We start from the raw sequence: 11,740 nt of genomic DNA, 5'->3' as shown, positions 1-11,740 counted from the left end.
TTTTAAAATAGTTATACTTTTTACCAGATACTTTCAAAAAGATCATAGTATTGAATAAGTAACAGTTATAAATTGATTTATAGGCGCATTTGAATAAAATCGCGTTATAGGGAAAAACTTTTTTGGTGATTAACGTTTATTAAGGAGATTTGCCAAACGCATGGTTACAATACATCGGGAAATTGAAATATTGTACCTACAACGAATTTCTTTTTAGAACAAAATTATATAATTTCGCTTCCTAAGAGACACAACAACGGACATAAACAAAAAATACACATGTCAGAAATTGCTGAAATAATTTTAGACGGACAATCCTACAAGCTGCCGGTTGTAGAAGGTACTGAAAATGAGAAGGCTATTGATATCAACGCACTTCGTGCGCAGTCAGGCTACATCACATTAGACTCCGGTTACAAGAACACAGGCGCTACTACAAGTGCTATCACGTTCCTGGACGGTGAGAAAGGTATCCTTAGCTACAGAGGCTATCCTATTGAGCAGCTTGCCGAGAAATCAAACTTCATAGAGGTTGCTTACCTGCTTATCTACGGTTCTCTGCCTACCGCACAGGAGCTTGAAGATTTCAGCAATAAAATTAAAATGCACACGCTGGTGAACGAGGATATGCGCAAAATTCTGGATGGTTTCCCATCTGCAGCGCACCCGATGGGCATTCTTTCTGCCCTGATCAGCTCACTTACTGCATTTTACCCTGAGTCGCTTAACCCGAACCAGTCTCAAGAGCAGATGGATCTTTCTATCATCCGTCTGATGGCCAAGATGCCAACTATCGCTGCCTGGTCTTATAAAAACTCAGTTGGGCATCCGGTTAACTACCCTAAGAACAACTTAGACTATTGCTCTAACTTCCTGCAGATGATGTTTGCCTTCCCAACGGAAGATTATGAGACAAACCCAGTTGTTGTAGATGCGCTTAACAAGCTGCTTATCCTGCACGCCGATCACGAGCAGAACTGCTCTACTTCTACGGTACGTCTCGTAGGTTCAGCTAATGCAAGCCTGTACTCTTCTGTATCTGCTGGTATAAGCGCGCTGTGGGGCCCGCTGCATGGTGGTGCAAACCAGGCTGTAATCGAGATGCTGGAGGCAATTAAATCTGACGGCGGCGACTCTAAGAAATACATTGCAAAAGCAAAAGATAAAGACGATCCTTTCCGTTTGATGGGCTTCGGACACAGAGTATACAAGAACTTTGACCCTCGTGCAAAGATCATCAAGAAAACTGCGGATGACGTGTTGTCTGCCCTTGGCATCAACGACCCTATCCTGACGATCGCAAAAGAACTGGAAGAAGCTGCACTGAATGATCCATACTTCGTAGAGCGTAAGCTGTACCCTAACGTGGACTTCTACTCTGGTATCATTTACCGTGCGCTAGGTATTCCAACGGATATGTTCACAGTGATGTTTGCCCTTGGCCGTCTGCCAGGCTGGATCGCACAGTGGAAAGAAATGCGTGAGAACAAAGAGCCTATCGGCCGTCCACGCCAGATATACATTGGCGAAACAGAACGTAACTATGTTCCAATCGAGCAGCGTTAGTTCTAATTAGCTTATAGAAAACAACAAAGGCTGATCTTCGGGTCAGCCTTTGTTGTTTTTATATTACCGGTTCCAATTACCCCTGCCCCTTACTGTTAACTCAAGTATATGCACTGTAGCTAAAGGTTAACTATCCTTATCTATCAATATTTGTGAAATATTTCAGTGATGTGATATTCCAAATGACAATAATGAACAACTTTAGCTATTATGATGGCAGGAGAAGATATGAGTATAAATTCTCCGCCTTAGATAAGGAGGGGATAAAGGGGTAGTTGGACCCGGTAATGCCGAGCTAACTAAAAGCTAATAAATAGAAAGGGTTGACAAAGAAAATTGCCAACCCTTTTACTATTGAGTCTTTATACTACAGCACCCGCATCTCAATGCGGCGGTTCAGTTTTCGGTTTTCTTCGGATGTGTTTGGCCTAACAGGTTTCGTTTCACCATATCCTTTGAAGCGGATTCGATCTTTGCTGATGCCGTTGCTGGTAATGTATTCCGCAACCGACTTTGCCCTTTTCTCCGACAGCACCTGGTTGTCTTTATCTGCCCCAACATCGTCAGTGTGGCCTTCAATCTCTATTTTAACGGTGCCGTTCAGCTGCATGAATTTGATAAGCTTGTTTAGCTCTGTTTTTGACTCTTTCTCCAGGTCATACTTGCCCGTATCGAAGAACAGGTTATTCAGAACCACGGCTGCACCTGCCTTTATCGGCTCCAGGTACACATCAAGGGCTACCGGCGACAAGCTTTTAGGTGAAGTATAATCAAAGCTGACGCTATTCATCAGGTAATTTGGTGCCGATACATACAGGGCGTATTGTTTGCCTTCGGTTAACACTACTGTATACTCGCCAGACACTTTATCAGACCCAACTTGTTGCAGTAGCGAGTCAGCTTTTACATCATACAGTTGCACTTGTGCAGCCAATGGTTTTTTAGTTGTCGCATCAAACACTCTTCCCTGCGCATAAGTACTGTTCTCACTGCTGCGCCACTCTGTAGGCACATCAAACCGGAACAGCTGTACAGCAGGCACGCCTGCATCGGTGGTTACCTGTCTGGAGTAATAGCCTACTTTGTTATCGGGTGTGATAAACAGTGAACCTTCGTCGGCATGCGTGTTAAGCGGATATCCTAAATTCTTAGGTTCGCTCCATTGCTTCTGGGCATCCAGGTTAGCTTTGAACACATCCAAGCCGCCCATTCCAAGATGCCCGTCGCTTACAAAGTATAATGTAGAGCCGCTCATGTGCACGGAAGGCGCCATGTCGCGGCCGGTTGTATTGATCGATTTGCCCATGTTCTTTGGTTTAACCCAGGAGCCGTCATCGATCAGGTAAGTAACCCAGATGTCTTCTTTGCCTACTCCACCGCCACGCGTAGATGTGAAGTATAACGTACGGCCATCTGCTGAAAGGCTAGGCTGTGAATCCCAGGCTTTTGAGTTTACGGTCATACCCATGTTTTTTGGCTTGCTCCACTCACTGCCCGTCCGGAAGGAAATGTATAGGTCGCAGTCGCCAAAGCCATCGGGGCGGCTGCAGGAGGTAAACACAAGCGTTTTGCCATCACCTGAAATGGTGGCTGCTCCTTCATTCGCATTTGTATTGATATTCTCCGAGATAGATACCGGTACCTGCCACTCACCGTTTACACGCTCCGTAATAAAGATGTTCTCGTCGTGATCGGGCCTTGCACTGGCACGCGCAGTATAAATGAAGAAGCGCTGATCCGCGGTTGTATAAGGAAAATACTGCAGACCGAATTTATTTACGCTTCCTGACATCTGTACAGGATCGAACGGTACCGGGTTTTTCATAGCCTCCATGGCATAGTCGGCTACCTTCACCTGCTCTCTTGCCCATGCCACCAGCTTCGGATTTTTAGGACTTGCCTTCAAAAACGTTCCGAAGTTCTGCTTTGCCTCCTCATACATCCCCTGCTCCATATACAGATCGGCCAGGTCGAAGTAGAAGTTAGCATAAGCCGGGTTGAAAGGAGCTATAGAAAGTCCTTTTTGCAGGTTCTTAAAACTTGCTGCCTTGTTGCCCATCATCTTATGCAAATTGGCGGCCTTGATGTATGCCTCAATAAACTTGGGATCCTTCTCTGTTGCTTCTTCTAAGGTTTCGAGTGCGCGGTTGAAATTACGTGCCCGAGCATACTCATCTGCTTTAAAGTATAGCTTCTCAGCTTTGGAGTTGGTAGTACTTAAATTTTGCCCCTGCGCTAACACAGTTGCAGCTGAAGACAAAAAGAGGAAAGCGACTATTAGTAATTTATACATACAGTATGTTGGATGTCCTACAATGGGTGAGCCTGTATACGCACCTGTTATTTTGAGTTAGCTTCGACTCATTTTACTAAAAGTGAGGTAATTTAGTTCGCATCATATTAACCTATACTACAGGATATTACTTGCTATCCTACTTTACAGGCTAAATACCACACGTACTACTTCACGCTAGCTAAAGATAATCACTTTTAGTTCATCTGCAAAAGTACAATTGCCGGCATCAGCGTTTGCCTGAACAGGCACTGTATATACAGGCTATAACAGCCTGAAATACAATATCATCAAAGCCTATCAACTAAAGTAGACTGCTAAACCTATAAAGCTAGTAATACTACTCTATAAACATATTTTAGAGGCTGTTCTGTTCCTGTAATTATTATACCCGAAACCTGCTATACTTATACTTATACTTATACTTATACTTATACTTATACTTATACTTATACTTATACTTATACTTATAAAACGAAAGCCCCGCCATTTGATTGGCAGGGCTTTACTATGTGAAGAGCTTTAAAAACTTAACCGTATACTTCCTTTTTAGCTGCTCTCAAGGTATTGGTCATCAGCATGGCAATTGTAAGCGGACCTACCCCTCCTGGCACGGGTGTAATGTAGCTACATTTGGGGGCTACTGCGTCAAAGTCCACGTCGCCACGTAAGCGGTACCCGGATTTGCGGCTAGCGTCCGGAACACGCGTAGTACCAACGTCTATCACTACGGCGCCTTCTTTTACCATATCTTCTGTAATCAAACCTGGCCTTCCTACTGCGGTAATGATGATATCGGCCTGGCGGGTATAGTATGGCAGATCAACGGTATTGCGGTGGCAGAGTGTAACGGTGGAATTTCCAGGGTAAGCAGCCTTTGCCATCAGGATACTCATCGGAGAACCAACTATATTACTACGGCCTATTACTACACAGTGCTTTCCATCGGTGTCGATCTCGTAGCGCTTCAGCAATTGCAGAATACCGGCTGGTGTGGCTGGTAGATAAGCATTTAACCCAGCTACCATACGGCCCACGTTTGTTGGGTGGAAACCATCCACATCCTTTTTCGGATCAATTGACTCGATCACTCTCTCAGTATTGATATGTTTCGGTAAAGGCAGCTGGACAATAAAACCGTCAACCATGTCGTCGTTGTTCAGTTCATCAATTTTGGCCAGCAGTTCCTCTTCGGTAATGGTGTCTTCGTAACGGATCAAAGTGGAGCCAAAACCGATGCGCTCGCAGGCCAGTACCTTGTTGTTTACATAAGTTACAGAGCCGCCATCATTGCCCACCAGCACTGCTGCAAGGTGAGGCACTTTACCGCCTTTGGCTCTAATGGCTTCTACCTCACGGGCAATTTCCTCCTGAATGGTTTCTGATGTTTGTTTGCCGTCTAGTAGGGTCATAGTTTTAGTATCGTTAAGCATTAGGTATTACGGGTTTTTGAATTTGAAGTAAATCGGTATAGGCACTGGTAATGATATCTTCGTCTTGTATCTGAAGCATCTCTTTGTAATAATCGCATTGCTGCTGCAGCACTTCTGTTCCCACAGACCCTTCCAGATCGATGGCTTCTATCTCAACAAAAGTGCCCAAGTCTTGTATTTGGTCCAGGTGAAATTTTACGTTATCGATAAAAAATATCTTCCTTCTCTTTTTTACCTGTCCCAGGATTCGCTTGCCCTGGCACACCGCTGCAACAGTTGCTGCACTCGGATTTTTCAGGTACAACAGCACTTCTGTTTGGTGCGCCTCTTCCAGCCGGGTTCTGTTATAATGTATCAGCACGTTCTCGATATTGCCCTGACGGTGCTTCAGCTTGCCATACTCTGATTCATAGTAGGTATCTGTCTGCACGTCCTGCCCCTGGTAGGTGGCATTCAACCCAAGAAGTATACTTTCTACTTCAGCAGGATTATCGCAACGGGCTTTTATGGTAATATCGGCGTACAATGTTTCTTTTCTTGATTATTTGACAAAAGGCAATCAAAACAAGCGTAAAATCTTTTCTCCTTTGTCAAAAGCTCTATTGTCAGAATGTATATAAGCGACAAGCCCCAACGCGCAGCGGCGCGTTGGGGCTTGTTATACTTTAGTCGAGTTTAAGCACGGCTAAGAAAGCTTCTTGCGGAATTTCCACGTTACCTACCTGGCGCATGCGTTTCTTTCCTTTTTTCTGCTTCTCGAGTAGTTTACGTTTACGCGAGATGTCACCGCCGTAGCACTTGGCCAATACGTTCTTACGTAAGGCTTTAACGGTTTCGCGGGCGATGATCTTCTGGCCAATGGCCGCCTGAATCGCGATCTCGAACATCTGGCGAGGCAGCAACTCACGCAGCTTTTCGCACAGGCGCTTGCCCCAATCGTAAGCCTTATCGCGGTGCACGATAGCGCTCAGGGCATCCACAGGCTCTCCGTTCAGCATCACGTCCAGCTTCACCATGTTCGACTGCTTGAAACCTATCAGTTCGTAATCCAGGGAAGCGTAACCGCGAGAAATAGTCTTTAATTTATCGAAAAAGTCGAAAACGATCTCGGCAAGAGGCATTTCAAAAGTTAGCTCTACGCGATCGCTGGTAAGATAAGTCTGGTTCTTCAGAATACCGCGCTTATCCATACAAAGCGTAATGATCGGGCCGACAAATTCAGACTTGGAAATGATCTGTGCTTTAATGAACGGCTCCTCTACATGGTCAATATAATTCGGCTCCGGCATCTCAGATGGTGCACTTACCTTTAACAAAGCTCCTTTAGTAGTATGCACATGGAACTGAACCGATGGCACCGTCGTGATAACGGTCATGTCGAATTCACGCTCCAAACGTTCCTGCACAATCTCCATGTGCAGCATACCTAAGAAACCGCAACGGAAACCGAACCCAAGGGCAGCAGATGTTTCTGGCTCCCACACCAACGAGGCATCGTTAAGCTGCAACTTCTCCATGGAGGCACGCAACTCTTCGTATTCGCTGGTCTCTACCGGGTAAATACCGGCAAATACCATCGGCTTCACATCTTCAAAACCTTGAATGCCAGCAGCTGGGCGTTCTACGTGCGTAATGGTATCACCTACTTTCACCTCTTTGGCATTTTTAATACCTGAGATCAGGTAGCCCACGTTTCCGGCAGCCATCTCCTGGCGAGGCTCCTGGTTTAGCTTCAGCACACCAATTTCGTCAGCCTCGTAGGTTTTGCTCGTGTTAATAAACTTAACCTTCTCTCCTTTTTTAAGGGTTCCGTTAAAGATTCGGAAGTATACTTCGATGCCTCTGTAAGAGTTAAATACAGAGTCGAAGATAAGTGCCTGTAATGGGGCAGCAGGATCGCCTTTAGGTGCTGGAATACGCTCGCAGATGGCATTCAGAATGTCTTCTATACCAATACCTGCTTTACCTGAGGCATGTATGATGTCTTCTCTGTCGCAACCAATCAGGTCAATGATCTGGTCAGACACCTCCTCAGGCATGGCATGCGGAAGGTCTATCTTGTTCAGGACCGGGATGATCTCTAGGTCGTTGCCGATGGCTAAGTATAAGTTAGAAATCGTCTGCGCTTCAATACCCTGCGATGAGTCCACGATCAATAGTGCGCCCTCGCAGGCAGCAATAGAGCGGGATACTTCATAAGAAAAGTCTACGTGGCCTGGTGTGTCGATCAGGTTTAGTACATAGTCTTCTCCTTTGTAATTATAGTTCATCTGGATGGCATGGCTCTTAATAGTAATGCCGCGCTCACGCTCCAGATCCATATTATCCAGCAGCTGGTTTTGCATCTCACGCTCCGCCACTGTTTGGGTAAATTCCAGCAAGCGGTCGGCCAGGGTGCTCTTACCGTGGTCGATGTGGGCAATGATGCAGAAATTGCGAATGTTCTTCATAAATATCTATACGAGAAACAAAGTTAAGAAATCTTCTATTCATGTCAGAAGATTTTAAGCTTGCTAAAGTATAAATATGCCGTATTCCACCACTTTTTACACTTTACAGCATGCTTATAACTATGGATCAGCTACAACAGTGGTTTACATGGAAATTAAAATCCAGGAAAGTTGGTTTATATTGTGCTACTTAAAACAAGCTATTTAAATGACACAAGAAGAGTTTAACGATAAATTCAGAGAGGCGCTGGACGAGCTTCTACAGGTTTTAGCCGATAGTCCTGATGTTGATCTGGAGAAGTTTTATAGTATGACCTGCGTGCTGGAGAACCTGAGCTTTTTTACACCGGTGCTGTATGGGGCTATAAAGAAGTGATATACTGGCAGAGCTTTCTCTGTAAAACAAGAAGGGGCTGTAGAATTTACAGCCCCTTCTTGTTAGAAAATATTAATAGCTTATATCTTTTTTGCTTTTATAGAATCAGCTGTAAATAGGTATATAGTGCTTTCAACAGGATCGAATACGTAATCAGGTGTTCTGCTATCTACTAGCAGTTCGCCGTCTACCTTACCTGTTTGTTTATTAAACTTTATTAGCTTGAAGTTGCCTGCATCTCCTTTCGTAAGTATAACCTGATAATGCATGGCATTAGCTGATTTGGAAAATCTTTCTCTGATTTTGCTTCCGAACTCACCTCCTATAGCCTCAAAAGTTTTTTGCTCATTGGTCCAATACTGTTTACTGCTTACACTGGTTGAAGCGTTTGATTTCTCCTGCGCATCTACAGCCAGGTAAGAAGAGGCTGCCAGTAAAAGTGCATTACCTAGCACACTTCCAGCAGAAGGTCCCGGAGGCGCAAAGTGTTCATTGTAAACCAAATTGCCATTTAAATCAACTTTGGCAACAGACTGCGAAGCAACCACAATAATACCATCTTCTGTTAACTGTAGTTGCGGCTGCTCTTCCTCCATCAGCTTAACAGACAGCTTATCTTTATAAAGTAGCGTCTCCTCCCCTTTTGTTTTGTTTACCTTACCAAGGTATCCATTAGAAAAGAAGTATACATCGTCTCCAGCTTCGAGATTTGTTTTACCGGAATGTATGTAGTGTTTTGTGCCGCCTGTAGACTCGAAGCTTGTGGGGTTAAAGTAGTTTATACTATAAGCACTTGTTACACCAATTCCTTTTTCGCTGTTAAATAAAGTACCCAAGTACTGACCGCCTGTTTTGTATGTTTTGTCAGCTTTCAGGGCCAGGGTATTAAAATCAACCAACTTAATGGTAGAACCTCCAACTGTACTGGTGCTTATTACAAAAAGATCATTTTGATGGCGTAGTATACTGCCTGTATTTGCAACTTTTATAGCTCCTTTTCTTATTTCTTTACAGGTGCTTTTATCATATACTGCTAATTGAAGGTCTTTTTTAATCTGACCGCCAATAATTACCTGCTGTTCGTCCAGGTTATCAAAAGTTACCAAGGCTGAAGCTAATTCCGTCTCGGCATTAACCTGACCTGTTTTTATATTCAAGTTTAGCAAATACCCATCTTTAATAACGGCTTTATGATCTGGGTTAGCTGTAGGGAACATCTTGAGAGTAGGAGTATAATATGCTGCTAACTGCTTTGCACTTTCAGCTATTTTAAGTGGCGTGTTGTAGTTTAGCTTACCAGAAGCAGTTATATATGACACACCAAAAGTTGAAAAAACAATAAAATCACCGTTTGGCTGTAAAAAAGTATCTAATTCCTTTGCAACACCGTCTGCAATCTTAGTTTTCGACAACACCTCGCCAGAAACTTTATCCAGCAGAATTGCTTCGGTCAAATTGCTGCCACTTGCCCACACTAATAGTCTATTAGAGGAGTACCTTATCCTAGGAGATGCATGTTTTGCCTCGATGGAATTATATAATATTTTACCGTCTGTGATATTGATAATGAAAGTATCTGTTTCGCTTAGTACTTGTATCAATGTAGACTTGCTGATCCTGACGAAAGATTTAGCCTTGTCAATTTTAGTACTCCACACTTCATTACCTGTGCTCTTAGACAAGCAATGCAGGCTACCACTCTTAAGGATGAGTATGTTGCCATCAATGTTAATATCCTTCTGCAGAACACTGCCGGAACTATTAGCCGACCACAATTCCTGTGCATTAGCTGAAGTATACGTGTACAGCAAAAAGAATAATAATGCGTAAAAAATTCTCTTCATAAATATTAATTAGGGTGAATAAAAGCTATTAGGAAAAGTATAAGTTGTCTTCGAAAAATTGAAGGCGCAAAGGTAAATGACAGGTTACTTACCACCAATACTCCTTTTGTGGTAAAAATCTAATATAGGACCAGAGTAAAACACCCTATTAAGGGGTAACAGGAATGAAAGCTGTAATAAATAAAAAGCCATCATAAAGCATCTAATCAGATACTAAATGATGGCTTTTGCTGCAGTTGATTTATTTAAGCCGTTCTGCCTTTTCTGTACTTGTAAATTGAAAACAGAGGCACATAAAGTGTGGCTGCTATAGCACATCCAAGCACGATCATCATATCTGCACCAGCCCAGTGCATCGTTTTAAACAAAAAGCCCAGAATAACGACCATCGCGGTGAAGGCTCCAAGAATGTAAACACTCAATCTCATATGTATAATTTTTAAAGGTTGGAAATTCAAACGGTACTTCTTTTCTAATGCAATGGTTTTTACACGATTGCACATTAATAGAAATCAGAAATTTTTACAATGATATTTAACAGATGCTGATAATACAACATATGTTACGAAGTATTTAGTGAATGAATTTGAGTTACATTCAGATCAGGTTCTCTAAAACTTACTTTGGTCTTCCCTAACTATAATTCAATATGTTCGATTAATATTAATCTATCTTGATTGGCCTTATGAATTTATTTTTTAAATAGTACCTCCAGAGAAAGATCCGCATATTCATAAAAATTTAGGTACGCATAGGTTTCTTTACGGATTATAAGATTCGCACCAGGCTTGAGAGCAACAGACTTCCTGGGATCCCTTTTCTTGATCCTGTACTTGAAAAAGCTATTCTCACCTGTTCCATAAACTCCATCTCTCAAAAATATGTAACTAACGTCCTGTGATTCTGTGACACTTTTTAAAATTACCGTTTTGCTGGAGAAGTTTTTTAGGTAATAAGTAATTGTCTTTTTAACAGTGTCTACTTCGGAGTATAAGGCATAGTCTCTCCCATTTTTGGGTATATCAACCTCCTTTTCTTCATTAGTTATAAGACTGTAAGAATATGTTAAATCAATTTCAAGATCACCTAACGAACTATCAGCAGTAACACTTAGAATATCCATTTCCATTAAAGGGTCAATGGAAGCAACCTTATTTACATATCGCTTAACCTTCACCTTTCTTTCTGGTATTTGCATATTTTGCATGTCGTTACCCATAATTTTATTAAGCTTCACCTTACTTATGATAAGATAATCTTCTGTTACACTTTGCAGGTGAGCAGTGTAAGTTATAGTACCGTTACCATTATTCTTTTTCCTGATGTCTCCTTCCACTGGCTTGCTTTCAGGTTTAATGTTAAAAATACTGGAATTGAACCCCCAGGGATCATTATACTCCAGCGTATCAGTTGCTATCTTCACAGTATCAGATTCCTGAGCAAAAGAAGATTTAACTAAACATAGAGCTAGAAGCAGTGAAGCACTATACTTTAAAATAACCCGTGTACAGGTTTTAAGACTTGGCATAAATAGAATCATTAATACAGCACAAATTTATACTTTATCTAAAACAAAGTATAGCACATTAATTATATCATCTGGACTAGCAACTTCCAGCTAAATTGTTAGTTATACCGTTGCCTTTATGATTAATCTAGTGGGCATAACTTAAACCAATGTGATTGTTTTCAGGCTTTAGTCGCTTCATACGCCCTGTCAATCCTCGCTAAAAATGCCTATATTCGCATCAATTTTTGAAAAATCTTGTTAGTAAACT

The 11,740-nt window shown here is 42.4% G+C and carries 9 protein-coding genes; 2 read left to right on the top strand and 7 right to left on the bottom strand.

Annotation, left to right across the window (positions count from 1 at the left end; all coding sequences use genetic code 11):
* The first annotated feature begins 279 nt into the window (after positions 1 to 279).
* Entirely contained in the window at positions 280 to 1,566 is a 1,287-nt protein-coding gene (locus tag H8S84_RS00975; RefSeq protein ID WP_187065408.1) for a citrate synthase, read from the top strand.
* 367 nt (positions 1,567 to 1,933) lie between these two features.
* Here H8S84_RS00975 and H8S84_RS00970 read toward each other — a convergent pair whose 3' ends face one another.
* The 4 genes from H8S84_RS00970 to lepA all read right to left on the bottom strand — a co-directional run bounded on the left by H8S84_RS00970 (position 1,934) and on the right by lepA (position 7,742).
* Positions 1,934 to 3,859 (bottom strand): OmpA family protein, encoded by a 1,926-nt coding sequence (locus H8S84_RS00970; protein WP_187065407.1) that lies wholly within the window; start codon positions 3,857 to 3,859, stop codon positions 1,934 to 1,936.
* A gap of 530 nt (positions 3,860 to 4,389) precedes the next feature.
* Positions 4,390 to 5,271 (bottom strand): bifunctional 5,10-methylenetetrahydrofolate dehydrogenase/5,10-methenyltetrahydrofolate cyclohydrolase, encoded by an 882-nt coding sequence (locus tag H8S84_RS00965; RefSeq protein ID WP_187065406.1) that lies wholly within the window; start codon positions 5,269 to 5,271, stop codon positions 4,390 to 4,392.
* A gap of 13 nt (positions 5,272 to 5,284) precedes the next feature.
* Positions 5,285 to 5,818, bottom strand: coding sequence for a class IV adenylate cyclase (locus H8S84_RS00960; RefSeq protein WP_187065405.1), 534 nt, complete (start codon positions 5,816 to 5,818; stop codon positions 5,285 to 5,287).
* Positions 5,819 to 5,957: 139 nt separating this feature from the next.
* Positions 5,958 to 7,742 (bottom strand): translation elongation factor 4, encoded by a 1,785-nt coding sequence (gene lepA, locus H8S84_RS00955; RefSeq protein WP_187065404.1) that lies wholly within the window; start codon positions 7,740 to 7,742, stop codon positions 5,958 to 5,960.
* Between the two features lie 208 nt (positions 7,743 to 7,950).
* Here lepA and H8S84_RS00950 point away from each other — a divergent pair, with 208 nt between their 5' ends.
* Positions 7,951 to 8,118, top strand: a complete 168-nt coding sequence (locus H8S84_RS00950) for a hypothetical protein (protein WP_187065403.1) — start codon at positions 7,951 to 7,953, stop codon at positions 8,116 to 8,118.
* A gap of 80 nt (positions 8,119 to 8,198) precedes the next feature.
* Here H8S84_RS00950 and H8S84_RS00945 read toward each other — a convergent pair whose 3' ends face one another.
* The 3 genes from H8S84_RS00945 to H8S84_RS00935 all read right to left on the bottom strand — a co-directional run bounded on the left by H8S84_RS00945 (position 8,199) and on the right by H8S84_RS00935 (position 11,385).
* Positions 8,199 to 9,962, bottom strand: coding sequence for a PQQ-binding-like beta-propeller repeat protein (locus H8S84_RS00945; RefSeq protein WP_187065402.1), 1,764 nt, complete (start codon positions 9,960 to 9,962; stop codon positions 8,199 to 8,201).
* A gap of 245 nt (positions 9,963 to 10,207) precedes the next feature.
* The gene (locus tag H8S84_RS00940) at positions 10,208 to 10,390 is read right to left on the bottom strand and encodes a GldL-related protein (RefSeq protein WP_187065401.1); all 183 of its coding nucleotides are present in this window, start codon (positions 10,388 to 10,390) and stop codon (positions 10,208 to 10,210) included.
* Between the two features lie 263 nt (positions 10,391 to 10,653).
* Complete coding sequence (locus H8S84_RS00935; RefSeq protein ID WP_187065400.1) at positions 10,654 to 11,385, bottom strand: hypothetical protein; 732 nt, start codon at positions 11,383 to 11,385, stop codon at positions 10,654 to 10,656.
* Between the last annotated feature and the right edge of the window lie 355 nt (positions 11,386 to 11,740).

The organism is Pontibacter cellulosilyticus, assembly GCF_014306105.1.
Lineage (GTDB): Bacteria > Bacteroidota > Bacteroidia > Cytophagales > Hymenobacteraceae > Pontibacter > Pontibacter cellulosilyticus.
Note: the sequence above shows the minus strand (reverse complement) of the source record. Positions and strands in the feature narration are given on the sequence as shown.